This is a genomic window from Foetidibacter luteolus (assembly GCF_009650435.1).
Classification (GTDB): Bacteria; Bacteroidota; Bacteroidia; order Chitinophagales; family Chitinophagaceae; genus Foetidibacter; species Foetidibacter luteolus.
In genome coordinates, this window is sequence record NZ_VVIP01000013.1 from 175,413 (window position 1) to 202,216 (window position 26,804).

21 protein-coding genes are annotated in these 26,804 nt (G+C 42.7%); 9 read left to right on the forward strand and 12 right to left on the reverse strand.

Annotation, left to right across the window (positions count from 1 at the left end; translation table 11 throughout):
- Nucleotides 1-71 precede the first annotated feature (71 nt).
- The 9 genes from ilvB to F0364_RS04565 all read right to left on the reverse strand — a co-directional run bounded on the left by ilvB (nt 72) and on the right by F0364_RS04565 (nt 11,362).
- Nucleotides 72-1,814, reverse strand: a complete 1,743-nt coding sequence (gene ilvB / locus F0364_RS04525; RefSeq protein ID WP_153796565.1) for a biosynthetic-type acetolactate synthase large subunit — start codon at nt 1,812-1,814, stop codon at nt 72-74.
- Nucleotides 1,815-1,999: 185 nt separating this feature from the next.
- Nucleotides 2,000-2,515 (reverse strand): ORF6N domain-containing protein, encoded by a 516-nt coding sequence (locus tag F0364_RS04530; RefSeq protein ID WP_153796566.1) that lies wholly within the window; start codon nt 2,513-2,515, stop codon nt 2,000-2,002.
- A gap of 73 nt (nt 2,516-2,588) precedes the next feature.
- Nucleotides 2,589-3,167, reverse strand: coding sequence for an ORF6N domain-containing protein (locus F0364_RS04535; protein WP_153796567.1), 579 nt, complete (start codon nt 3,165-3,167; stop codon nt 2,589-2,591).
- 87 nt (nt 3,168-3,254) lie between these two features.
- Nucleotides 3,255-4,940 carry a dihydroxy-acid dehydratase gene (gene ilvD, locus F0364_RS04540; RefSeq protein ID WP_153796568.1) on the reverse strand — a complete coding sequence of 562 codons (1,686 nt, stop codon included), beginning with the start codon at nt 4,938-4,940 and terminating at the stop codon, nt 3,255-3,257.
- 89 nt (nt 4,941-5,029) lie between these two features.
- Entirely contained in the window at nt 5,030-5,926 is an 897-nt protein-coding gene (gene ilvE / locus F0364_RS04545) for a branched-chain-amino-acid transaminase (RefSeq protein WP_153796569.1), read from the reverse strand.
- A gap of 454 nt (nt 5,927-6,380) precedes the next feature.
- The gene (gene leuB / locus F0364_RS04550) at nt 6,381-7,496 is read right to left on the reverse strand and encodes a 3-isopropylmalate dehydrogenase (protein WP_153796570.1); all 1,116 of its coding nucleotides are present in this window, start codon (nt 7,494-7,496) and stop codon (nt 6,381-6,383) included.
- A gap of 23 nt (nt 7,497-7,519) precedes the next feature.
- Nucleotides 7,520-9,052: an ATP-binding cassette domain-containing protein gene (locus tag F0364_RS04555; protein ID WP_207632510.1), complete on the reverse strand. Its 1,533-nt coding sequence runs from the start codon at nt 9,050-9,052 to the stop codon at nt 7,520-7,522.
- Nucleotides 9,053-9,196: 144 nt separating this feature from the next.
- Nucleotides 9,197-9,961: a class I SAM-dependent methyltransferase gene (locus F0364_RS04560; protein WP_153796572.1), complete on the reverse strand. Its 765-nt coding sequence runs from the start codon at nt 9,959-9,961 to the stop codon at nt 9,197-9,199.
- A gap of 231 nt (nt 9,962-10,192) precedes the next feature.
- A complete protein-coding gene (locus F0364_RS04565) occupies nt 10,193-11,362 on the reverse strand; it encodes a 2-isopropylmalate synthase (RefSeq protein ID WP_153796573.1) in 1,170 nt (389 codons plus the stop codon).
- A gap of 407 nt (nt 11,363-11,769) precedes the next feature.
- On the opposite strand from F0364_RS04565, the gene F0364_RS04570 reads away from it, so the two are divergent.
- The 3 genes from F0364_RS04570 to F0364_RS04580 are packed head-to-tail and all read left to right on the forward strand — an operon-like array spanning nt 11,770 to nt 13,971.
- Entirely contained in the window at nt 11,770-11,988 is a 219-nt protein-coding gene (locus F0364_RS04570; RefSeq protein ID WP_153796574.1) for a hypothetical protein, read from the forward strand.
- Between the two features lie 3 nt (nt 11,989-11,991).
- Nucleotides 11,992-12,384, forward strand: a complete 393-nt coding sequence (locus F0364_RS04575; RefSeq protein WP_153796575.1) for a putative toxin-antitoxin system toxin component, PIN family — start codon at nt 11,992-11,994, stop codon at nt 12,382-12,384.
- 30 nt (nt 12,385-12,414) lie between these two features.
- Nucleotides 12,415-13,971: a hypothetical protein gene (locus F0364_RS04580; protein WP_153796576.1), complete on the forward strand. Its 1,557-nt coding sequence runs from the start codon at nt 12,415-12,417 to the stop codon at nt 13,969-13,971.
- Between the two features lie 180 nt (nt 13,972-14,151).
- On the opposite strand, the gene F0364_RS04585 is transcribed toward F0364_RS04580, so the two are convergent.
- The gene (locus F0364_RS04585; protein WP_153796577.1) at nt 14,152-14,391 is read right to left on the reverse strand and encodes a hypothetical protein; all 240 of its coding nucleotides are present in this window, start codon (nt 14,389-14,391) and stop codon (nt 14,152-14,154) included.
- Between the two features lie 203 nt (nt 14,392-14,594).
- Here F0364_RS04585 and F0364_RS04590 point away from each other — a divergent pair, with 203 nt between their 5' ends.
- The 6 genes from F0364_RS04590 to F0364_RS04615 all read left to right on the forward strand — a co-directional run bounded on the left by F0364_RS04590 (nt 14,595) and on the right by F0364_RS04615 (nt 24,690).
- Nucleotides 14,595-16,811: an FUSC family protein gene (locus F0364_RS04590; RefSeq protein WP_153796578.1), complete on the forward strand. Its 2,217-nt coding sequence runs from the start codon at nt 14,595-14,597 to the stop codon at nt 16,809-16,811.
- A gap of 60 nt (nt 16,812-16,871) precedes the next feature.
- Nucleotides 16,872-17,723 carry a glutamate--tRNA ligase family protein gene (locus F0364_RS04595; protein WP_153796579.1) on the forward strand — a complete coding sequence of 284 codons (852 nt, stop codon included), beginning with the start codon at nt 16,872-16,874 and terminating at the stop codon, nt 17,721-17,723.
- 414 nt (nt 17,724-18,137) lie between these two features.
- On the forward strand, nt 18,138-18,626 hold the full coding sequence (locus F0364_RS04600; RefSeq protein ID WP_153796580.1) for a thioredoxin family protein: 489 nt from the start codon (nt 18,138-18,140) through the stop codon (nt 18,624-18,626).
- A 137-nt stretch (nt 18,627-18,763) separates the two neighbouring features.
- On the forward strand, nt 18,764-21,871 hold the full coding sequence (locus F0364_RS04605) for a SusC/RagA family TonB-linked outer membrane protein (protein WP_153796581.1): 3,108 nt from the start codon (nt 18,764-18,766) through the stop codon (nt 21,869-21,871).
- A 22-nt stretch (nt 21,872-21,893) separates the two neighbouring features.
- Nucleotides 21,894-23,252 (forward strand): RagB/SusD family nutrient uptake outer membrane protein, encoded by a 1,359-nt coding sequence (locus F0364_RS04610; RefSeq protein ID WP_153796582.1) that lies wholly within the window; start codon nt 21,894-21,896, stop codon nt 23,250-23,252.
- Between the two features lie 526 nt (nt 23,253-23,778).
- Nucleotides 23,779-24,690: a TolB family protein gene (locus tag F0364_RS04615; RefSeq protein ID WP_153796583.1), complete on the forward strand. Its 912-nt coding sequence runs from the start codon at nt 23,779-23,781 to the stop codon at nt 24,688-24,690.
- A gap of 199 nt (nt 24,691-24,889) precedes the next feature.
- Here F0364_RS04615 and F0364_RS04620 read toward each other — a convergent pair whose 3' ends face one another.
- Entirely contained in the window at nt 24,890-25,807 is a 918-nt protein-coding gene (locus F0364_RS04620) for a helix-turn-helix domain-containing protein (protein ID WP_153796584.1), read from the reverse strand.
- A 191-nt stretch (nt 25,808-25,998) separates the two neighbouring features.
- Nucleotides 25,999-26,793, reverse strand: a complete 795-nt coding sequence (locus F0364_RS04625; protein WP_153796585.1) for a type 1 glutamine amidotransferase domain-containing protein — start codon at nt 26,791-26,793, stop codon at nt 25,999-26,001.
- Nucleotides 26,794-26,804 lie beyond the last annotated feature (11 nt).

A 26,804-nucleotide genomic window follows, 5' to 3' on the forward strand; every position in this document is an offset into this window, starting at 1 on the left:
TGTTCTGAACGTACAAGTGAGTGACACAACAGTCGCCCAATAGTAGCAATCCAGTTTGTCCCAAAAAAAATCTACTTCAACCTAATCTCTGCAACACTGCAGCCCTGGGGAACCATTGGAAAAACATTGTTTTCTTTACCCACCATAACTTCAAGCAAATAAGACCCGTTATGGTCAATCATTTCTTTTAAAGCAGCTTTAAGATTGGCCCGCTCGTTTACTGTTTTACCGGCAATACCATATCCTTTGGCGATGGTAACAAAGTCAGGGCTCTGTATATCCACAAAAGAATACCTTCTCGAATGGAACAACTCCTGCCACTGGCGTACCATACCCAGAAAGTTATTGTTGAGAATAAGAATTTTTACCGCTGCCCCAAACTGCATAATGGTACCCATTTCCTGCAACGTCATTTGAAAGCCGCCGTCGCCAATAATGGCCACCACTGTTCTTTCCGGGGCACCATATTTAGCACCAATGGCGGCAGGCAATGCAAAACCCATTGTACCCAAGCCGCCGGAAGTAACATTACTTTTAGATTGTATAAATTTTGCGTAACGGCAAGCTACCATTTGATGCTGTCCAACATCGGTTACAATTACCGCATCTCCCTTTGTTAAATCGTTCAACGCATCCAGCACTTCAGCCATGCTCAATTCATCAGTTGTTGGGTGCATCTCTTTATTAATTACCAACTCTTCTTCCTGCTGTGTGTGTTCTCTAAACCTTTGAAGCCAGGCGGTATGCTGTTTCTTTTCTATCAGTTCTGTAAGCAATGGAAGGGTTTCTTTGCAATCGCCCCAAACCGGCACTGTTGATTTTACATTCTTATCAATCTCCGCGGGGTCAATATCAAGGTGAACAACTTTAGCCTGCTTTGCATACTTGTCTAACCGCCCGGTAACACGGTCGTCGAAACGCATACCCACAGCAATCAATACATCGCATTCGTTGGTTAAAACATTAGGCCCATAGTTGCCATGCATACCCAGCATACCCACATTTAACGGATGGCTTGTTTCCAAAGCACTTAAACCAAGAATTGTCCACGCAGCAGGCAACCCTCCTTTCTCAATAAAGTTTTTAAATTCTTTTTCCGCCTCACCAAGTATCACCCCTTGTCCAAAAATTACAAACGGCCTTTGTGCTTCGTTAATAAGCTTAGCGGCTTGCTCAACATACTCTTTTCTAACAATCGGCTTTGGGCGATAACTGCGGATATGGTTGCAAGGTTCATAACCTTTGTAATCAAATTTTTGTACCTGCGCATTTTTGGTAATGTCAATTAATACCGGGCCAGGGCGGCCACTTCTGGCAATGTAAAAAGCCTTTGCCAATGCGGCAGGAATTTCGTTGGCATCCGTTACCTGGTAATTCCATTTGGTAACAGGTGTAGTAATGTTTATCACATCTGTTTCCTGGAAGGCATCTGTGCCCAGCAGGTGTGCAAAAACCTGCCCGGTTACACAAACAACCGGCGTACTATCAATTTGTGCATCGGCAAGGCCAGTAACAAGATTGGTTGCGCCGGGGCCGCTGGTAGCAAATACAACGCCAACCTTACCGGACGTTCTTGCATAGCCCTGGGCCGCATGTATGGCACCCTGCTCATGACGGACCAATATATGTTCCAGCTCTTTCTCGTAATCAAACAAGGCATCATAAATTGGCATGATGGCGCCCCCGGGATAGCCGAAAATAGTAGTTACCTCCTCTGCAATCAGCGCTTTTAATACGGCTTCGCTGCCACTGATATTTTCGGTGGTTTTAGCAGGCGCTTCAATTTTTTCTTCCGTTAATTCAAGAGTGCTCATACTCTGTTGTTTATTAAAAATGAATTTTGTTTTTATACTTAGCCAGTTACTGATTTTAATTTAGATACCAGCTAATAATTTCATGGTCCCGAAACTTCGGGATTGCGTCGCAATCACTTCATCGTTCCGGTTAAAATGGCGGCTTCAGTCTTCTCTAAAATCATCTCAACTATTTTCAAACCACTTTACTTCTTAAATCCGATTCTTTCTCTATCCTCCCACGATTTCTGCTCCTGTTTTTCATCCAGCAAATTTTCAATCGCATCATAAATCTGATTCAGTTGCGCATCATGGTTTCCAACCCTTTCACGAAGCTCTTTTAATTGTTCCAGTAAATCGCCGTACTGGATAGCAAATTTCCGCACATCAACAAACGCTCTCATTATTGCGATATTCATTTTGATAGCCTTATCAGAATTCAATATGCCGCTTAGCATTGCAATACCTTGCTCTGTAAATGCAAAAGGCATATATCTTGTTCCTCCTCTTTGGTTTGAGGTCGCAAATTGCGTCCTCAAACTTTCAAATTCCTCTTTCGTCAGTTGAAACATAAAATCTGATGGAAAGCGTAGCATATTTCTCCTAACAGCCTCCTTCAATCTTTTTGTATCAACTCCGTACAATTCAGCCAAATCAAAATCAAGCATCGTTTTCTGGCCTCTTATTTCAAATATCTTTTGCTGTATAACCTGTATTTGCATAGCATATGGATTATAAATATTGTTACCGGCTCTGGTGCTCCTTCAACGTTTAACAACATTATTCATCCTTTATTCAAGACTGGATTTTAAATCCGATTCGTTCTCTTTCACTCCACGATTTTTCCTCCTGTTTTTCATCCAGCAAATTTTCTATCGCATCATAAATCTGATTCAGTTGCGCATCATGATTTCCAACCCTTTCACGAAGCTCTTTTAATTGTTCCAGTAAATCGCCGTACTGGATAGCAAATTTCCGCATGGCAACAAAAGCCCGTACAATAGCGATGTTCATTTTCCTTGCCTTATCACTTTTCAGAACACTGGCCAACATAGTTACGCCGTGTTCAGTGAAAGCATAGGGTTTCAAATCTTTTCTTCTTCTTTTTTGAGAACTGGTCACAAATTGTGACGAGTTCATCTCCTGGTTATCAATGTCTTGCGCATATGAGGTCACAAATTGTGACCTCATATGCTGCCATTCTTCAGCAGTAAGCCTGAACATAAATTCCTCAGGAAAACTCTCAATATTCCTTTTAACTGCCTGATTAAACACTTTCGTTTCCACTTCATATAACTCAGCCAAATCAAAATCAAGCATCACTTTCTGGCCTCTTATTTCAAATATCTTTTGCTGTATAACCTGTATTTGCATAGTGTATGGATTATAAACATTGTTACCGGCTTTGGTGCTTCTTTTAACGGTTAACAACATTCTTTGTCCATCCCCAGGGCCGGGAGTTTAATCCTCATCCGTCACACAACCTTCAGCAGCGGTCTTTACATACTTTGCATACTTATACAAAATACCTTTTGTTGCTTTGGGCGCTGGTTTCTTCCAGGCTGCTTTGCGTTTAGCAATTTCATCTTCGCTAACTTTTAAAGTAAGCGTGTTTTTGGTAGCGTCTATTTCAATAATATCATCGTCATTTACCAGGCCAATTAAACCGCCTTCAACGGCCTCCGGAGTAATGTGCCCTACTACAAAGCCATGAGTTCCACCGCTAAACCTGCCATCCGTAATCAAAGCAACCGATTTACCCAAACCCGCACCAATAATAGCACCCGTTGGCTTCAGCATTTCCGGCATGCCTGGCGCTCCTTTTGGCCCAATATTCCGGATAACCACCACATCACCTGCATGTACCCTGCCGGAAGCCAGACCTTTAATTAAATCATGCTCACCGTCAAATACTCTTGCAGTACCTTCAAACCGTTCCCCTTCCTTACCACTGATTTTAGCAACGCTGCCACCTTCTGCAAGATTGCCGTACAATATCTGTAAGTGCCCGGTTGCCTTTAATGGCTTTTCCAAAGGATAAATAATATCCTGGGCCTCAAAATCCAGGTCAGGTGCATCTGCAAGGTTTTCCGCGACTGTTTTACCTGTTACAGTTACGCAATCGCCATGTAACAACCCTTTACTCAGTAAATACTTCATCACTGCGGGCACCCCACCAAATTTGTGTAAATCTTCCATCAGGTATTTTCCGCTGGGCTTAAAGTCGGCAAGTACCGGTATTCTATCGCTGATGGCCTGGAAATCATCCTGTGTTAAAGGAACGTCCACACTTTTTGCAATGGCAATTAAATGAAGTACCGCATTGGTACTGCCCCCAAGTACCATAATTACCGTAATTGCATTTTCGAATGCCTTACGTGTCATGATATCTTTCGGCTTGATATCTTTTTCCAACAATATCTTTATTGCTTCTCCAACAGCTTTGCATTCTTTTTGTTTTTCTTCGCTTAATGCAGGGTTGGAAGATGAATAAGGCAGGCTCATCCCCAAAGCTTCAATGGCACTAGCCATCGTATTGGCAGTGTACATGCCGCCACAGGCGCCTGCACCCGGGCAGGCATTTCTCACTATCCCTTTAAAATCTGCTTCATCCAGGTTGCCTGCTATTTTTTGCCCCAGGGCTTCAAAGGCAGATACAATATTTAAGTCCTGTCCCTTATAGTGCCCCGGCGCTATGGTACCCCCATACAGCATGATAGAGGGCCGGTTCAGCCTGCCCATTGCCATAATTGAACCCGGCATATTTTTATCGCACCCGGGAATGGTAATCAAACCATCATAATATTGGGCGCCGGCATTGGTTTCAATACTGTCGGCAATTACATCACGGCTAACCAGGCTATAACGCATCCCATCTGTTCCCATACTTATGCCATCGCTTACCCCAATAGTGTAAAAGCGCAGCCCCATTAATCCTTCAACATCATTCACGCTTTCTCTTACAACCGTCGCTAAATCATTCAGGTGCATATTACAGGGGTTACCATCCCAACCCATGCTTACAATACCTACCTGAGCCTTGTTAAAATCTTCTTCTTTAAATCCTATTGCATAATACATAGCCTGCGCTGCCGGCTGTGTTACATCCTGTGTTAGCGTTTTGCTGTATTTATTTAATTCTGGCATGGTTGATTTATATTTTTATGTTACAAGCTTTCGAAATATTTATCATCATTTGCTTTGGCCCCGGCAGTTCCTGCTTCTGGGCAAAGCTTTTAAACTGCTTCGCTCATCACTTCAGCCTCTATTACTTTTGCAGAATAGGCCTCTTTTACCTTTTTACTAAGGGTATCATTCCAGTCAAGCTTAAATCTTACATCATCCAGGCTCTCCCAGCCTATTATCTCTGCCGCGGTACCACAGAAAAAGGCAGCATCCATCTCTTGTACCTCGGCGGTGGTAAACAATTTTTCTTCAACCGGAATATTTAGTTCCTCACATATTTCAAATACCGTTGCCCTTGTTATACCTGGTAAAATGTTTCCTGCCGGCGGGGTATAAAGTTTGCCATCCTTTTCGTAGAACATGTTTGCACCAGGGCCTTCAGCAACGTAACCATTTATATCGGTAAGTAAAGCCTCATCATAACCTTTGGCCTTGGCTTCCTGGCTGGCTAATATGGAGTTTACATAATGACCATTTGCTTTTGCCTCAATCTTAAAGCCCTTAGGATTAGGACGCTGAAAAGAGGATGTTATTACACGCAATAATTTTTCACCAAGAAACAAACCCATTTCCCATACTTCTATTACAATGAAGGATTGCTCGTTCACCACAAAGCTCATATTGGCAGGCGCATACACCACCGGACGTATATATGCGTTTTGCAAATTGTTTCTTTTCAATACTTCATACGTTATATCAATTAGCTCACCTGTTGTCCAGTGATAGGGCAGATTAAGGGCAATGGCTGAGTTTTTCAGCCTGTCATAATGTTCTGTGGCTTTAAATATTTTTGTTTCCCCGTCTGCTGTCCTGTAGGAACGAATCCCTTCAAATACTGCATAGCCGTAGTGAAAGGACTGACTGTAATAGTCCATTTTGGCTTCTGCAGCCCTTACATATTCTCCATTTAAGTAGAGAATTGTTTCGTTGTTATAATAGCTTGCCATTGTCTGTTTGTTACCCCCAACCCCTGAAGGGATGTTTTAATGATAAAATGTTTTATTTGTTCAGTTGTATTCCGTGGTACAAGAGTGCGACGCAAAGATGCTTAATGCTTAGTCAATTGCCGGGCTCATAAAAATTTGCCTTTACATCCCCGTACAGGGGATGTAAAACAACAAAAAACCCGCCCTCGTAATTGAGGCGGGTTTGTATAACTAAGTGTACCGTTATGCGCTAAACACCACCTCCGTTTGCAGGAACAATAATGACAACCACGAGTAGCAGCAGGACTGATAACAGGTTAAGTACATTATGTATTCTTGTTTGCAACATACGATGTGTAGTGTGCAGCGAATATACAACCGCCGGTGAATAAAACAAAGAACTTTTAACAAGCTTTAAGTTATAGGCTTTGAGCTGCGAGCATTTAGCCCGAGGCCCATAGCTATACGCTCAGTGCTATATGATTGTTGATTTTCTCAACTCTATATTCCCTTTATTAATGCCATCCGGAATTTTACCACTCACATAATCGGTAACAAGCTCGCCGATGGTAGAAGTGAAATAAAAATTGATGGGGTCTATATCTTTTGTAACAAAGCCATGCGCCAGGGTCCAGTTAACAGCTTCACGCACCAATGCAGCCTCCTTACCAAGCTCCAGGTAATCGAGTAACATGGCAGCGGCTAAAATGGAGCCTACCGGGTTGGCAATATCCTTACCGGCTGCCTGCGGATAAGAGCCATGAATAGGCGAAAACATTGCATTTGATGTACCCACAGACGCAGAAGGCGCAAAGCCCAATGAGCCGTTAAATACACTGGCTTCGTGACTAATGATATCCCCAAAACCGTTTTCAATCAATATCACATCAAACTGCTTAGGGTTAAGTATTAGCTGCAGGGCGGCGTTATCTACATACATGTAATTCACCGCAACATCGCTATACTCCATAGCCGCTTCCTGCACCACCTTTCTCCAAAGGCGAGATGTTTCAAGCACGTTGGACTTATCAACCAGCGTTAGTTTTTTACGCCTGTTTTGGGCATACTCAAACGCACGTTGTGTAACACGCTCTATTTCCTGCCTGGTATAGATACTTTTATCAAATGCCGTATTACCATCTTCGCTCAACCCTTTTTCGCCATAATAGGTGCCCGCTGTTAATTCCCGAAAAATCACAAAATCAATATGCTCCAGGTGAGATGGTTTTAACGGGGATAAATGGTATAATTCAGGGTATGTTATAATGGGCCTTATGTTAGCATACAACTGCAAACTTTTCCGCAGCTTTAATAAACCTTGCTCCGGCCGTACTTTGGCCGTTGGGTCATTATCGTATTTAGGGTGGCCGATGGCGCCAAATAAAATGGCATCGTTATTCAGGCAAATTTCAATTGTTTCATCGGGCAACGGGCTGCCTGTTTTATCTATGGCATCAGCACCCATGAGACAATAGGTATACGCAAACTCATGATTAAACTGCGCTGCAATGGCATCCAGCACTTTAATGGCCTGCCTGGTTACTTCAGGGCCTATGCCATCTCCATTTATAACTGCTATTTTTTTATTCATAACCCAATCTCTCCTTAAGCAACTTATGCTCTTTGCTCATTTAGTTGCGGTTGCGGTTGCTGTTTTCCTCCGTCCAGCTTCATTGTACCGGTAATGCATTTTGGCACCTGATCCATACGATGGCTTACATATATCAACGTTCTTTCACTATTGTCCATTAACGTATCAACAATGTTTACAAACTGCCTGCTCTGGTGCATATCAAGCCCCTGGCAAGGTTCATCCAGTATTAACAACGGCGGATTCTTTATCAGCGCCCTTGCCAATAACAGCATGCGCTGCTCACCAACAGAAACGTCTCTTAATTTCCTATTCTTGATAGCTGTAAGCTCCAGCCAGCTTAACCACTTTTCAGCCTCTTCTGTTTGCTCTGCTGTTGGCTTTCTGTATAAACCTGTTGTATCGAAATGTCCTGATACCACCGTATCAATGCATGTTGTATTGGCATCGAAGTACCAATGCAATTCAGGCGATGTATAACCGATTTTCTTCTTGATATCCCAAATGGTTTCTCCTGTTCCACGGCGCTTATCAAATAAATAAATCTCGTTGGCATAAGCCTGTGGATTATCGCCTGTAAGCAGGCTGAGCAAGGTTGACTTACCCGCACCGTTATGCCCTTGCAACAACCATTTATCGCCCTTTTTAATTCTCCAGTTAATACCCTGCAACACAACCTTGGCGCCGTATTTAACTGAAACATTGTTCAGCTTAACCGCCTCAAAAAATGGGGGCAGTGGTGCATGCTCAAAACTGATTTCCTTAAATGCCTGTGGCTGCGCTTCGGGCTTACTATGTTTCTGCTGGTATGCCCGTTTTGTTTCAATCTGCAACAAACCTTCACTCAGTTCCGCCACATGTGTAATGCAGTTAGGAATTTCTTCGCCGTCTGCAATCAGGATGATATGCATACCGGTTTGCACCAGTTTATCAAAAATATTATTGAGGTTCTGTCTCGCCTCTACATCAAGCCCGATAAATGGGTTATCAATCACCAATACCTGCACATTTTGAAGAAATGCTTTTACCAGTTGCAACTTTTTTTGCTCACCGCTGGAAAGCTGTATCAATGGGGCATTTAATCTGTGTGACAAACCTAGCTGCTCAACATAATGATTAGCAGCTTCAGCAAGTTTTACATCTTCGCCAAATGATTGCTGCAGGTCCTGCAGCACTGTGATAGTATCATCCGCATCGCTGCTTTGATAACGTTGCTGGTAGTAAAAATCCTGTAATCCAACAGAGTTATTAAAATGATACCATTGCTCTACAAACAGCACTTTCTTCTTCAATTCAATGCTTTTGCTGAAATGAACATCAATAACCCCGTTGCTGTAAATGGAACCACTGATAGCTTTTGCCAGGGCAGATTTTCCAATACCTGCTTTTCCGGTAACAAGCCATTGCTCGCCCCTATGCATCGTAAAAGAAATATTGTTCAGTACTGTATGCTGGCGATATTTTACTGTGAGGTCTTTAACCGTAATTAAAGCACTCACATCCCCTAAAAGGGCAGTCTGTTGCACGTTAACCGTATGTGAATTGCTTTCTTTCAAGTCCTTTATTTTTATGAGCCAATCTGTCTTGCTACTATGAGGCTTTTCTTGCGTCGCACTCTTGTACTTTTGTTCATTACTCACCATTGTGCAACCTGCTTGTAAACCCTTAACAACTTTAAACCTAAACAGCCAAACTCCCCTTCAGGAAGTTGGTGGTTTTGTAGCTTTCATCCTCAACCTTACGTAATCTGCATACCAGGTTCCATTGTTATAATTGGTTGGCCGTAAATATTCCACTACTCTGTTGAGGATGTTTTCTGTTTGCGCTGCATTGAATTTCTTAAAAAAGAAAGAAGCGAACATTTTCAACCAGTCTTTCATACCGTCATCCCCGGTAAGCGCAGTTTCTCTCGCAAAGTATAAGGCTGAATCTACTGTAAAGCCCTGGTTTTCCAGCAATGCCGCGTATTCAGCAACAGAAGGAAAAAACCAGAAAGTCTCCGGAAGCAAACTTGTCAGCCCATCATCCGCTATCACTTTTTTAACTGCATCCGCGATGCTTTTAATATTCTGCTTACCGCCCATTTCAAACACAAACCTGCCGCCTGGCTTTAGTGCCTCGTAAATGCAACGGATAGCTTCAGGTTGCTTGCTGATCCAGTGTAATGTTGCATTGGAAAAAACCGCGTCAAACCTGGTATCAAAAGAAAAATCAGTTGCATCTTTCACAAAAAACTCAATGTCGTTATAGGTTTCCCGGGCTTTTGCTATCATTTCCGGCGACGCATCCATACCAATTACATCTGCTCCATAACCTTGTATTTCGCTGGCCAACTGGCCGGTACCGCATCCTACATCCAGTATATGTTCACCCTGTTGTGGGGTTAACCAGCCAATTAAATCTTCGCCGTATTTGGAAACGAAGCTATGTTTGCTGTCGTATAAATTGGTATCCCACTTTATCATGTCAGAACCTGTATTTACCTGGTTATTGATTGCCCCGATTGCCTATTTACAGATATTTTCGCCTACGTTGATTTGTACGGCGACGATAATACTATGAAAACAAGTACCTGTATTTAGCAATATCCTTTGACGGAAGTTGAATAGTTCTCTGCTGAGTATTGCCTCAAACGTACAAGTGTGCGACGCAACGGAAGTTTAATAACAACAATGCAGCCGGGCTCATAAAAATTGTCAGACAGTTACACTTTCCGGTTGATACTGTTTTGCCATCTCTTGTAAGTCTGTGTCTTCTACCTCTTTCTTCTCGTCTGCTATTTTCAAAAACTGCTGGTATAAAACGTCAATATCGTTGCGGTTAAACTGGTAACCAAGTTTGTGTAAACGGTGCGCCAATGCGCTACGGCCACTACGTGCAGTTAAAACAATTTTAGAGCTGTCCGCACCCACTTCAACCGGGTTAATTATCTCGTAAGTAAGCGCTTCTTTTAAGAATCCGTCCTGGTGTATGCCCGATGAGTGAGAGAATGCGTTACTGCCTACAATTGCCTTGTTGGGCTGAACGTACATCCGCATGGTTTCGGCCACTTTTCGGCTCATGGGGTTCAGTTGCTCTGTTTTAATATTGGTATAGAGGTTAAGCGATTTATGCTGCTTCAAAATCATCACTACTTCTTCCAGGGAGGTATTGCCTGCCCTTTCGCCAATGCCATTAATGGTACACTCAATTTGCCTTGCCCCGTTCATTACACCTGCAATGGAGTTAGCTGTAGCAAGCCCTAAATCGTTGTGGCAATGGCAGGAAAGAATGGCCTTATCTATATTGGGCACATTATTAATAAGGTAGGCAATTTTTTCTCCGTATTGCGTAGGCAAACAATAACCTGTTGTATCGGGTATGTTAACAACAGTAGCGCCGGCGGCAATAACGGTTTCTACCACTTTTGCCAGGTAATCATTATCAGTGCGGCCGGCATCTTCCGCATAAAACTCCACATCATCCACAAAATTCCTCGCCCATTTTACAGCTTGTGCCGCACGTACCAGTATTTCTTCGCGTGTAGAGCGGAACTTAGCCTTTATATGCAAGTCTGATGTGCCGATGCCAGTATGTATCCTCGGCCTTTTAGCCAGTTTCAGGGCAGCGCCGGCCACCTCAATATCTTTTTCAACAGCCCTTGTTAAACCGCAAACCCTCACAGTTTTAATTACTTTGGAAATCTCTTCAACAGAAGCAAAATCGCCAGGGCTGGAAATGGGAAAGCCGGCCTCAATAATATCAACGCCAAGTTCTTCCAGTGCCAGTGCCAGCTCAATTTTTTCCTTTGTATTCAACTTACATCCGGGTACCTGTTCACCATCCCTTAGCGTGGTATCAAAAATGTCTATTTTGGTAGCTGACATAGCAATGTTTTAAAGATAAAATATGCAGGAAGTTTAATGTCGGTTTGCCTGCCATAACATAAACCCACCTGCATTTTGTAAATGTAACAGGTTGATTTTTGGCAATAAAACCAAAATATACAGCATTTTACGCACCACAAGTATGCCAAATTCCCCTAAAACCCTTACCAGGCAAGGGTTTTCATATTACAGAATTACGATAGATAAGCGCCAATGCAAACGTTTGACAGGGCTTTATTTAACTTTCGCAGCATCTTTTGGTGGCCGGCTTTGGCATTTCATGGCATCGCCGGTTGCGTCGCACTACTTTCATCGTTTGGTTTTTCATGGCATCTTTTCAGACCCTGGGCTGGGGTACCCTAATAACTTCCCGGTTGTTTTTGGTATATTTGGATAAACTTTTTTTGATGGAAACAACACAGGAATCTGTTTCAACATTCGCCAGGATAGTGGACAGGATGAGAACAATGGATGAAGCCGAGCTGAAGTTGCTGTATATACAACTTTTTAAAGACGAATTGATAAAAGAAGGCAATGAAATTGCCAGCCAGATGAATTTTGGCGATGCTACCGATGAAGATATTGTAAAAGCGATACAAAAAAAACGTTACCCAGCCAAGTATTAAAACATGCTTATAGTTTTAGATGCGAACGTTTGGATAAGGTTCGCCCGTTCCCGTTCTCTTGCCGCCCTTGTAAACAGCATAGCATTATATAAACTAATGCCTGTCACTAACAATTACCTTTTATCAGAGGTGTTTGACATTATCCTGAAGCATAAATGGGCAACGGCTTCAGAAGCCAGGAGGTACATTGACTACGTAAAGAGTATCTCCATGTTTATCACGGAAAACGTTGTTTACCGCCTAAGCCCCGATCCAAAAGACAATTTTCTTTTCGATATCGCCATCCAGCATAACTGCAGTGTAATTATCAGCGACGATACAGAACTGCTTTCTTTTAGAATGCAGCCTGTAAAAGTTAAAAGTGTAAGTTGGTTCTTCAAAAACTTTCCGGTTTAATTAGATTGCGTTTTTAATACCTTTCAGGCAATGGCCAACAGAAATACCGATGAACTATTTCAACTGATCAAATCGCTTTCCAAAGGTGATAAGCGCAATTTTAAGTTGTTTGTAAAACGCCAGTCAGGTACGGACGACCTTAAAATAGTGCAGTTATTTGATGCCCTGGATAAAATGGAAGAATACGATGAAGAACTGCTGCTGCGAAAGAATGAAGAGCTGAAAAAACAACAGCTATCCAACATGAAAGGGCATTTATACCGGCAAATACTAACAAGCCTAAGGCTGGTAAAAGATGTTGACAACATTGATATTACGCTGCACGAACAAATGGATTATGCCCGCATTCTTTATAATAAAGGGCTTTACCTGCAAAGCCTTAAAGTGCTGGAGAAGATAAAGGAGCAGGCCAAAGCGTACAACCAGCTAACTTTTCACCTGCAGGTATTAATTTTTGAGAAAAAAATAGAGGCCCTGCACATTACCCGCAGCATGGAAGACAGGGCAGAGAAGCTTGCCCACGAAGTAAAAGAAGTAAACGAGCATTTGTCTATGCTGGGCAAAGTGTCTAACCTATCCCTGCAATTGTATAGCTGGTACATTAAAATGGGCCATGCACGGGATGAAAAAGACGTTAGCGCCGTACAGCTTTTTTTTGAAAGCAACCTGCCGCGCTGTAACGTAACAACAATGGGCTTTTACGAAAAAATGTACCTGTACCAGTCTTATTGCTGGTACGCCTTCATTTTACAGGATTTGCTGCTGTACTACCGCTATTCTCAAAAATGGGTTGACCTTTTTGACAACCAGGAACACATGAAAACCGCCGAATCCGGCCAGTACATAAAGGGACTGCACAACCTGCTGAATGCGCATTTTGTATTGAACAATTACGACAAATACAACGAAGCACTGGAGCATTTTGAACATTTCTCCACCACCTACAACAGCAACATGAATACCAATGCACTAATACAAACTTTTGTGTATTTGTATTCAGCAAAAATTGACAAACATTTCCTGGAAGGCACTTTTACTGAAGGGCTGGACCTTGTACCTGTAATTAATGACAGGCTGAAGGAATATGAACTTCACCTTGACAGGCACCGTGTACTGGTTTTTGATTACAAAATTGCCTGCCTGTATTTTGGCAGCGGCGATAATGAGCATGCTATTGACTACTTAAATAAGATAATTAACTGGAAGGTTGACCTGCGTACAGACCTGCAATGTTATGCCCGGCTGCTGCACCTTATTGCCCATTATGAACTGGGCAATTATGGTATATTAGAATATCTTATAAAGTCTGTTTACCGCTTTATGGCCAATATGAAAAACCTTAGCGTGGTAGAAGAAGAAATATTTAAATTTTTACGCAAGTCTTTCTCGTTACAGCAAAAAAAAGTAATTCCTGCGTTTAAACTGTTGAAAGAGAAGCTGGAAAAGTACCAGGGTAACCCGCTGGAAACACGTTCTTTTATGTACCTGGACATTATTTCGTGGCTGGAAAGCAAAATTCAGAATGTTCCGGTACAGAAAATAAGGCGGCAAAAGTTTTTGGCAGGCCGCAAAAACAAAGCAGCCTGATGCCTGCAAACGGCCCAACCAAACTGGCCGCAGCCTGCACCATGGCCAATAATGGTTAGGACGTACAAGAGTGCGACGCAACGAAGCCTCATAGTAGTTCCTGCTGCCGGGCCCATAAAATTCCGGGCAAAAAAAATTCTACCCCGCCGGGGTAGAATTAAAGATTTTATAACTCCCTTATTAATTTCTGCAGATTACAAATGTAAAAGGTCTGGCATCGGGCGCCTTAAACACTTTAGACAAGGCGGATGATTTTTTGAGAAACTTTCTTTTGCCAACATCAATTACATCGTTAATTACAAGAAACATCTGGAATGTGGAAGCGTTAAAAGATATTCGCTCAATGAAACTCTTGTGTGCCCGCACATACTCTCCTATGGAGTGTTTTTCATTAATGGGAAGCAATACTTCAATTTCCATGTTCTGGGGGTATTTTTTTATTCATCACAAGTTTAATGATATATTTTTTTGAATTCATAAAAAAATAATTAAAAGAATGCGGTTGTGTGTTAAATTTTCCATAGCATTCGTTTAAGGTTTTTTATAAATATATGGATGGCTAAAAAGATGAATATGAACAACATGCCGGTTGAATACTAACTTTAAGGCTAAGTTTACGATCTATGAATTACAGGGCTATACTGCAGAGATTTATTACCAGCCAGTACTTTTTTCACGGTTTTAGAATAACAGCCGGGGTAATTATTCCGGCCTTTGCTTTATATTATTATGATCTTTTACTGGTAATGATGGCCCTGCCTATGGGCGCCCTTTGTGTAAGCCTGACAGATAACCCCGGCCCCCTGCACCACCGCCGCAACAGCCTTGCCGCAAGCCTGGTAATAAATATTATTGTTGTGCTGATAACAGGGTTGGTATATCACCAGCCCATTTTAATAATTGCCTGTATTGTTTTATTTGGAATGTTTTTTTCCCTGATAGGCGTTTATGGAAACCGGGTTTCTTCCATTGGGCTGATAGCGTTAATTGTTTTCACGTTTAACTCAGACGGGCACCTGGAAACCATTAACCTGTGGCAAACCATTTTATGGTTTGCGGTGGGCGGTATATGGTATATAATACTCAGCCTTTTTTTGCATACCCTGCAGCCTTATAAGTTTATTCAGCAATTGATGGGCGAAAGCCTGATGGAAACATCAGACTACCTGCGGGTAAAAGGAAAATTGTACAGCCGCCAGCCAGATTATACAGCCCTTTACAACCGCCTTATTGAGCTGCAGGTAAAAATTCACCAGCACCAGGATGACCTGCGGGAGATGCTGTTTAAAACAAGGACCATTATTGAAGACTCCACCGTTAAGGGCAGGATATTGATGATGATGTTTTTAGACAGTGTGGATTTGCTGGAAAGCATCATGACATCCCAGCACAACTACCAGGAGCTGCATGATGAATTTGACGGCATGGGCATACTGGAAACTTATCAAACCTGTATTGAGGCATTGGCAAATGAACTTTTTGAAATTGGCCTGGCAATACAAACCGGCCTGCAGGCCAGCCAGGATACCGACATTGATGTAATTGCCAGGCAACCCCTAAACGCGTTTCTTGCCCTGCGCAAAGAAAAATTAAGCCCGGACACTATTGAACAGTTTATAAAACTTCGCCAGATACTGTACAGCATACAGGATGTGGCAGAACGCATTAAAAGGCTGCGCAGCTTTACCGGTTACGATAAAAAAGTTATCAGGAGCTTTAAAGGAGATATTAAACCGGATAAGGATGTAGAACACACAGAAATAAACCCGCAACTGCTTATTGAAAACCTTTCGCTTTCATCCAATCACTTTCGCCATGCGGTAAGGGTAACAGTGGCATTGCTGGCTGGTTATATTATCTCCCTGTTTTTTCCGCTGGGGCACAGTTACTGGATATTGCTAACCATTGTTACCATCCTTAAACCGGCATACAGTTTATCCAAGCAACGCAACATACAAAGGGTTGCCGGCACTGTGGTGGGCATACTCATCGGCTTTGGCATACTTTACCTTGTTAAAGACAGAAGCGCTCTTTTCATTATCATGATTATCGCCATGGTATTATCCTACAGCTTTATTAAAACCAATTATTTTGTAGGTACGGCCGGGGTTACTATTTATGTACTTATCAGTTTTCATTTTTTAAGCAGCACTTCTTTTCAAACCGTTATCAGCGACAGGATAATTGATACCATTATAGGCTGTGCCATTGCATTTATATGTTCTTTTTTTGTTTTACCATCCTGGGGGCGTGAGCAGATTAATACCTACATCATTGCCATGCTTAAAGCCAACAAAAGCTATTTTGACGCGGTGGCCCAGGCCTTTACCGGTAACCCTGTTACCAGCTTTAAGAAACAGCGGCAGGAAGCTTTTGTAGCACTTGCCAACCTTTCAGATCATTTTCAAAAAATGCTGTCTGAGCCAAAATTTCAACAGCATAACCTGCAGCTTTATCACCAGTTGGTGGCAAGTGTGCATGTGCTTACATCGTATGTGGCATCCCTATCTTACTTTGCGCAACGCACCGGCAACAGGTATGCTAGTAAAGACTTTGAACCCATTGTAAACAAAGTAAGCATGCAATTGCAGCTAACTATAGATATTGCCGAACACCACAAAGTATCTCAACTTGATATTAAACAAACCAAGCTGCCCATACTGGAAAAAGTAAATGAACTGCTGGCTACACGCATAAAAGAAATGGAATCAGGAAATGATGATGGCATACAATCCGTGAGAAAAACCCTGAGTGATTTAAAAACCATTACCGAACAGTTTGAACTGATAAGCACTATTGTAACGGATGAGATAAAAATTTTGCAGAAACTGGCCGCATAACAAGGGTTACGACTGTTTATTACAGGCCCGGCATTTAAATTTGCTGGCCCGGCATTTAATATGAGTATCAGCTATTACAAAACAAGAATAGCCCCCACACCAAGCGGCTACCTGCACCTGGGCAATATTTTTTCATTTGCCCTAACAACAAAGCTGGCCAAACAAACCGGCGCCAGCGTACTGCTGCGCATAGATGACCTTGACCAGGCCCGGGCCAACAGCGCTTACCTTAAAGACATTTTTGATACGCTTAATTTTTTAAACATAACATGGCAGCAAGGCCCCGCCAGCGCTGAAGAATTTGAAGCCAAATTTTCGCAGGTACACCGCATGCACCTTTACAACCAGGCCCTGGATTTTCTGCAAAGCAATGGGCATGTTTTTGCCTGTACCTGTTCCCGTACAGAGATACTCAAAAAATCTCCTGTGGGCACTTATCCCGGCACCTGCCTGCATAAAAGCCTGCCGCTTAATACACCCAACGCAAGCTGGCGGCTGCGTACGTCAGCTACTCAGCCACTGTTAATAAACAACTACCTCGGCAACCCTGCAAGCTGCTACCTGCCTGCATCCATGCAGTATTTTATAGTAAGAAAAAAAGATGGCTTTCCTTCCTACCAGTTGGCATCGTTGCTGGATGATGTTTATTATGAAGTTGATTTAATTGTTCGCGGACAAGATCTTTGGCCCTCCACAGTTGCACAACATTATCTCTCCCTGCTGTTGCCTGAAACTGCTGCCTTTCGAAGCTCGGCATTTCATCACCACCCGCTGATAATGGAACCCGGAGGTAAAAAATTATCTAAATCAGCCGGCGCTGTGTCCATTCAATACCTGCGTAAACAAGGCAAAACAGCAGACGATATATATAGTATGATAAATGACTGGGCACACGGAGAAGCCCTGCCATAAGCTGCTACCAGGGCTACAAAGCTGCATAGCGAACAGGACGTATAAGAGTGCGACGCAACGAAGCCTCATATTTGTTCCTCCTGCCGGGCCCATAAAAAATTCTTTGCTTGATATGCTTCCCGAAATTACACATCCCGCATCTAACATCTTACATAGATAAGTACTTCGTACTTCATTCTTCTTACTTGGCGGTGTCCCCAAGCTATCGCAAGGGGCCGGGCTTTCCGCTATTACTCCGGCACAAAAGCCAGGCACAAGCCCTCACCGGGGTAGCCGCTGCAATCCCTCACCCGAGGGGGAACATGCTGCTATCTTTGCAGGCAAGCTTACGCTAAAACTGAATGCCCTCTCATCCTTATCTGAAATTATTATAGTTGTCATATACCATATTATTACCAGTACTACTTTTGCTTCATGAAAAAATATCTGTATATAGTATTTCTTTTAATATTATCCTTGAATGCGAGGGCAGCTTACAGCGATTCGCTGCTATATCACCCCGATGCCAATGCCGCGGCCGATATTACAGACGCCATAAAACAAGCAAAAGCTGAAAACAAACATGTATTGATAATGGCCGGTGGTAACTGGTGTAGCTGGTGCCATAAATTTAACCGCCTGGCAACTGCTGACAGGCAGGTTGATTCTCTTGTAAAAGCAAACTACATCGTTTATCATCTTAATTACAGCCCGGAAAATAAAAACAAGGCTGTATTCGATCACTATGGTTTCCCGCAACGTTTTGGCTTCCCGGTATTTATTGTACTTGATGCTGATGGTAACCGCATACACACCCAAAACTCAGGCTATTTGGAGCAGAATAATTATTATAGCAAACCCAAAGTGATGGATTTTTTACGGAATTGGTCTCCCAAAGCATTAAAGGCAGAAAACTACAATTAGAGCCTCAACGAATTATATTACAATAAGTTATATACATGGTATTTAGCTTTGCGGTAAGATTTAATCAGGCCGTTCTCAACAACATGCCAATTATTTTCATAATATTACCTTAAATTTTAAATCAAAACTACGATCGCATGAGAAAAGCGCTTTTATGGTGCTGGGCTTTGCTATTCTCACTGGCAGCCTACTCGCAAACCAAAGAAATTACCGGCACGGTAACCGACTCACGAACAGGTAACCCACTCGAAAATGTAACAGTAAAAACCAAGGGCGGCAAAGCCACGGCGCTTACCAGGATTGACGGAACTTTTTCCATTACAGTGGATCAGAAAATTAAGGAATTGGTATTCTCGTATGTGGGGTTTGAAGACATGGAAGTACCAGTTACCGCTTCCAGTTTCAACATTCAGCTCTTACCATCGGATAAATCGCTCAGCGAAGTGGTGGTAGTTGGCTATGGAACCAAAGTAAAAAGAGATGTTACCGGCTCTGTAGCAAAAATCAGTGCGAAGGAAATTACCAACACACCTGCCACCAGCTTTGAAACCGCTATACAAGGCCGGGCTGCCGGTGTATTTGTGCAGCAGCAAAACGGCAAGGTAGGCCAGGGTATTAACATACGCATACGCGGCGCGGCATCGGTAACCGCCGGCAATGAGCCTTTGTATGTAATTGACGGCATTCCTGTTATTACCGCGAACCTTTCCAGCAATGGCGCTCAAACCAACCCGCTGGCAGATATTAACATGAACGACATTGAATCCATTGAAATTTTGAAAGATGCATCGGCTGCGGCTATCTATGGTTCCCGTGGCTCCAACGGCGTTGTGCTTATCTCTACCAAAAAAGGAAAATCTGGCACTTCAAAAGTTGATGTAAGCTATTTTACCGGGTTTCAAAAACCAACCCGAAAAATGAAATTCATGGATGCCCAGCAATATGTTGACTATTTTATGAAAGCAGCTATTGGCGGTGGTAAACAGGATTATATTTATTATCCTGACGACTATGCAAACGAGCAGGAAGCCATTGATGCCAGCATTGCTTTTGTGGAAAGCAGGCTTACAAGATATTCTGCCGGCAATGAAGACTGGAAAACAGCCAAAGTAAATACAAACTGGCAGGACCTTGCTTTTCAGGATGCACCAATATCACAATATGATGTAAATTTTTCTGGAGGCAACGATAAGACCAAATTCTTTGCATCCGGGCAGTACCTTGACCAGGATGGTATTATGGTGCGCAATAATTACAAGCGTTACAGCGGCAGGCTGAATGTTGACCACCAGATGAACAACTGGCTGAATATAGGCATGAACATGAACTTGGCCCGCTCCAATAACTTCAGGATATCTAATGATAATGCGTTTTCAACGCCTTTGCAGATTGTGGCGTTATCACCCATCACACCTGAAATTGACCCCAGGACAGGTTTACCAAGCGGCCAGTTGGATCCGAATACCGGCGCCCCCAACACCAACTACCCGGTTTATTATAACCCGCTGTTAAGTGTAAATAACGCTTCCTACGAAACAAGGGTAAACAGAACTATCGGCAACTTCTATGGAAACGTAAAGCTTTCCAAACACCTGAATTTCCGTTCAGAGTTTGGTGCAGACCTGCTTTCTCAAAATGAAGAAGCTTACTACGGAACAGTAACCGCCCGCAATACTGGTGTGCCCAATGGCAGTGGCTTCTTTACATCTGATGAAATTTTGAATGTTACTACCAATAATTTCTTCAATTATAGCAACACATTTAAAGAAATTCATGCACTGGATGTATCCGGCGGTATGAGCTACCAGAAACAAACCCGCACATCCAGCCTGGCAGAAGGTGAAACCTTCCCCAGCGATGCTTACAAGAAACTGCAAAGTGCAGCATCCAAAACAGATGCCACTACGGAATCTACAGAGTTCACTTTCCTCTCTTACTTCCTAAGGGCCAACTATAAGCTTAACGACAGGTATATCATTGCCGTAAGCGGCAGGTACGATGGTTCATCCCGTTTTGGCACCAATAACAGGTATGGCTTCTTCCCGGCGGCTTCGGCAGCCTGGATTATGACTGAAGAAAGTTTTATGCAAAATATACACTGGTTGAACTTTTTAAAGGTTAAGGCCAGCTATGGAATTACCGGAAATGCTGAAATAGGAAACTTCGACTGGAGGGGCCTTTACGCCGGCGATGCAGCTTATGGTGGTCAGGCCGGTCAACGCCCGATACAGATTAAGAACCCGGATTTAAAATGGGAAACTACCGCCGGTATGGATTTTGGGCTGGAAGGCAGCATATTTAACAACCGCCTTGGTTTTGAAATTGCCTATTACGAAAGAAGGACAAGAGATTTATTGCTTGATGTTGAAATACCTTCCACATCTGGTTTTACAACACAATTGAAAAACATTGGTAACCTTACCAACAAAGGCATTGAAGTTACTTTAAACTCCACCAACGTATCCAACAAATCCTTCAGGTGGACAACTTCTTTAAACTTTGCCGCTAACAGGAACAAGATAACCAATCTGGGTGGCCAGGTATTGGGCGCCGACCAGAACAAAGCCAAAGAAGGCGAAGCCCTGGGTATTTTTATGGCCAGGGAATTTGCCGGCGCAGACCCTGCCAACGGAGATGCCCTGTATTATAAGAATACTTTAAAAACCGACGGAACACGTGACCGCACTACCACCAATGATTACAACGAAGCACAGGATGTGGTGATAGGCAATCCCAATCCAGACTTTATTTATGGTTTTACCAACACGTTTGTTTACAAAAATTTTGACCTTGATGTATTGCTGCAGGGCGTGCAGGGTAATGAGAACTACCTGGGCGGCGGCCAATACATGTCTGCCAGCGGCAGTAATGGTTTTGATAACCAGACACTCGACCAGCTTGGCGCCTGGGAAAAACCCGGTGATATAACCATGATACCCGAAGCAAGGCTTTTTTATGGCAATGGTGTAAACCCATCCAGCAGGTACATTGCCAACGGCTCTTACCTGCGTGTTAAGGCTGTTACGCTCGGCTTTAATCTGCCTGCGAAAATAGCTAAGAAAATGAAGCTGGAAAGGCTAAGGCTATATGCACGTGCACAAAACCTGTTTACCATCACAAACTATGTAGGCTGGGACCCCGAAGTAAATTCAGACTACCAGGTATCCAATATTAACCAGGGCGTTGATTTTTATTCAGCCCCCCAGATAAAATCTATTGTATTTGGCATAAACATAGGTTTGTAAACATCACCTTAAATAATTTTCAATGAAGCACATATTTTTCTTTTCAATATTACTTACAGGCTTAGCCCTGGTTGGCTGTAACAAAAAGCTGGATACGCGGCCCACGCAAAGTATAGATGTTGATGATGCCCTGCTTACCAGTAACGATGTAAAAGTTGCGCTTGTAGGAGCTTATCGCAACTTTGGCGACAACAATTTTTATGGTGGACAATTGGCCGTTGCGTCAGAATTACTGGCTAATTCCAACGAGTTGGGATGGAGTGGCACCTTCCAGGGGCTTACACAGATTTATAACAAAGCAATTCCAGTTGACAATGGTTTTATAACCGATATCTGGATATGGGGCTATCGGACTATTAATGATGTTAACAACGTGCTGCAGGCATTGGATGTGGTTGACGAAGATTCAAAAGACAGGGTTGAAGGCGAGGCTAAGTTTATAAGAGGCTCAGCTTTGTTTGACCTGGTAAGAATGTATGGAAAAGCATGGAACGATGGCGACCCCAATACCAATTTAGGCGTTCCTGTTGTTGTTACACCTACTGCGGGCATAACCGAAGCCAGCCTTGTAAAACGCAACAAAGTAGCTGAGGTATATACACAGGTAATAGCAGATTTAACAGATGCCTCTAATAAACTGCCCGTTAGCAATGGCTTTTTTGCCACCAAAATTGCCGCTTTGGCCATGCTTTCCAGGGTTTACCTGCAACAGGGTAAATATGCCGATGCTAGAGATAAAGCGAACGAGGCAATTGAACTGGCAGAAGAAAATGGGTATAGGCTTATGTCGAACTATGCTGATGCTTTTCCTTATACAGACCCACCATCCGCTACAGGAAATACTGACGAAGATATTTTTGCGATGCAGGTAACCACCAGCTCTGGTGAAAATGATTTTCAAACTTATTTTTCCGCTTTGGGCAGGGGTGATATTGCAATAGAAGATGCCCATCTGAATCTTTATGAAACAGGTGACGAACGTTTAAACCTTTTTTACTCATCCGGAGGAACTGTTTACACTGGCAAATTTGACAATTTGTATGCTAATGTACCCGTCATCCGCCTGGCAGAACTATATCTTACCCGTGCTGAAGCTAACTTCAGATTGGGTACTTCCACCGGGGAATCTCCTGCTGACGACATTAAAAAAATCCGTGACAGGGTTGGCCTTCCGGAAATTACAGCAGCTAATTTAACACTCGCCGCCATCCTTAAAGAACGTAAGCTTGAACTTGCTTTTGAAGGCTTTAACCTGCACGACATCAAGCGCCAGGGTAAAAGCATAGGGCAATTAACATTCAATTCACCCAAACTCGTTTTCCCTATACCCATACGGGATATTAGGGTTAACCCCAACCTTGACCAAAACGAAGGATATTAATAACGAATTATCTCAAACAGCAAGGGGCCGCCAATACCAAGCAGCCCCTTTTTGTTTCCCCCAATGAAAGAGTTATTGTTTACATAAGCCACCTGAAGCCCAGGCCAAGGTTTCCTAATGTGTTACCGTTTATGTTGGATGATACATAAAAATTATTCACCTTGGATTTACCCCCGTCGGCTCCGTGCTTTCTCCGTAAGTAACTTTTCCTTTATTGTAGGACACATTGAACCCTGTTTCTCCCATTACAAAAAATTGCGATCCTATACAGAAATAACGCTGCCCGAAAACACCAGCGCCAGCCGACCGATCGAAGCCCCATAAAACACTGCAGCGGGTAAAAAAATCATCAACTGTTAACAACATGTTGTCATCATTATACTCCACCCCTGCCCCAGTTTTTGATAAGCGGTTACGCAGCTACATTTTATCCTGCTTAGCTTTAAGGTATTCCCGCTTTTTATTATCACGTGTCTCACCTGTTGTGTAACACTATGCATACAGCCAGCCAATAAACTAACCGGTAATGAATTCAAAAGCTATCTTACTCACCGTATTGCCATTTGCATGCTGTTGCTTAACAGCCCAGGAGAACAGCCCGGTCAATTACATCAATGAACAACAGCCGGGTATGGTTGCCAGGGTATTTGCCCGCGGTACAATAAGTACCGATGCCCATGAACACAGCGCCCCTGCATTTTCACCTGATGGCAAAACCGTAGTTTGGACGATCATGAAAATGCCTTCTTACCAAACCTGTTTACTGGAAATGAATTTTGTAAACAATCAATGGTCGGCGCCGCAGTCACCTTCCTTCAGCGATACAACCTTCAACGAGGTTTATCCAAATTTTTCAGCAAATGGAGACACGTTATATTTTAGCACAGACAGAACTGCTGATACATCCTCTCCGCGTAAAAACACTTTGTGGTATGCAGTCAGGCAGCCGCAGGGATGGTCCCCGGCCGCAGTGCTGGATACTACCGTATTTAAGAAAGATGCGTATGCCAGTTCAATTTCAAACAACGGAACAAGGTATTTTATTATCGGGCCGCAGGGCACTATGGACTGGAACATTTACCAGGCAGACAATAGTGGAAAAATAAGCCGGTTACCTGCCCCCATCAACTCAGAGGGTTATGAAGACGGCCCTTTTATAGCTGCCGATGAAAGCTATTTGATATTTGAATCAGACCGGCCAACCGGCATTGAGGGAAACCTTGATTTGTACATAGCCTTTCGCAAAAAAGATGGAAGCTGGGCTGCACCTGTTAATATGGGTGACAAAATAAATACCCGCTTTTCTGAAAGGTTTGCCAGGGTTTCACCAGACGGGAAGTATTTGTTCTTCGGAAGAAATACCGGTAACGACTTCGATATTTACTGGATTAACGCCGCCATCATTGATGAATTAAAAAACAAGGTTAAGCTGGATTAGACCAGTTACCACACAGGTTTCTGCCACCTTTGGCGTCAGAAACTTTGCAAGCGGAATAATGAGCCCGGCCGGGGAATAAGCATTGGGCATCGTTGTGTCACTCACTTGTACGCCTTGTTCGCTATGGAGCTTTTATCGAAGCGTAGGGGCTTGGGGAAAAGAATGCTATGATTGCAATGAAAGTTGTGCTTTAATTCTCTTAATTAAAAGAAGCCCGGAATTCTAAAGGGCTTTGATTGGTTTTACTTTTAAAAAACTTTGAAAAACTTTGGGAATGCTCAAATCCTAATTCGTAAGCAATTTCACTTACGGTGAGTTTGGTGGTAGAAAGCTTTTCTTTCGCTTTTTCCATTAGTTTATTATGTATATGCTGTTGCGTATTTTGCCCTGTCAGGGTTTTTAAAAGCGTTCCCAAATAATTGGTTGATACATTTAATGAGCTTGCTATGTCGTGGGCAGTGGGCAACCCTTTGTCAATCAAATTATCATCATTGTACCACTCATTTAAAACACGCTCTAATTTTTCCAATACCTGGTGGCTGCTTTTTTTACGCGTTATAAACTGCCGTTGATAAAAACGCTCACAATAGTTAAGCAATAATTCAATTTGCGCAACAATAATATTTTGGCTGAATTTATCTATCGTAGAGTGATACTCCCGTTGTATGTTTCGCAGTATGTCCTCAATAATCATCTCTTCCTTTTCAGACATAAACAATGCCTCGTTTACTGCATAACCAAAAAAATCGTACTGCCTGATGTTTTTACTCAATGAAGTACTCCAAATAAAGTCCGGGTGTATTAGCAAAAGGTAGCCTGATGGCCTTATTTCGGGTTTTTCCGTAGACAGGTGTACTATTTGGCCGGGCGCTACAAAAGCCATTAAGCCTTCATCAAAATCATATTGCTGCTGGCCATACCGAAACTTTCCCTGGATATTGCGTTTTAATCCAATGGTATAAAAATTTTGTATCCAGCTTATTTCCTTTTCATCTGTTTGGTAATCTACCAAACCATAATCAACCAGGCTAACCAAAGGATGCTCTGGCTTAGGCAGGCCGCTCATTTTATGAAACTGGCTAATTGAATCAAATGTATGTATATAGCTATTGGCCATTGTTTTATTATTAGTTTATTGTGCAGTATAAATAAATTTACTAAAACTTCATCAGGGATGAATACGTCAACGATACCCTGCTTATTTTATCCGGTATATTCGTATCTACACAGCCTTTGATGTATCATTATAAAATCCGACCAGGAAAAACAGTTTTCCTGGTCGGACTCGGGTATTGGCCCCTTGCCGGATTATTTTTGTTGTAAGGTTTCGATTATCGCTTTTGCCATTGAAATACTTGACGCAGGGTTTTGACCTGTAATAAGGTTGCCATCCACCATAATATAATCTCCCCAATTTTTTGCACCGCATGTATAGTTTGCGCCATACTTTCTTAAGGTAGAGGCCAGTAGCCAGGGTGCATTGTCTGCCGTTCCAAATTCTATTTCTTCCGCATCGCTGAAAGAAGTCATTTTTCTGCCTTTAAACAACCAGTTGCCTTTGCTGTCAACCGCACTTAAAAATGCAGCCTGCCCGTGGCATACGGCACCTATAATCTTTTTTGAGTTATCTGCTGCAAACAATACCTTGCCCATGTCTGCATCCTTGTACAGGTCTTCAACAGGCCCATGTCCGCCGGGGATTATCACTGCATCATAGTCTTTCATTTCTACATTTGAAAGCGGTATCGGGTTACTTAAAGTCTTATTCAACGCTTCAAGATAACTTTTAAAGAAAACAGCTTTTTCAGCGCCTACTGTTTTCGCTTCAAGGCTTTTTGGATCAGCCGTTGGTTTCTTCGCTCCGGGGGTAGCAATATCAACTGTGTATCCGGCTTCTGCAAATTCTTTATGAACATCTACAAATTCTTCCGTCCAATAGCCGGTAGGATACTTTGAACCATCCGCCCTTGTCCATGTATCCGCTGCGGAAAGTACAATGAGCACTCTTTTAGTTCCTTTGTTTTGCTGGGCAAAAGCGTTAACACTTGCTACAAAAATTGACAGCAACAGTGTAAGATGTTTAATTGAAAATAAATTTTTCATTTTACTGTAAT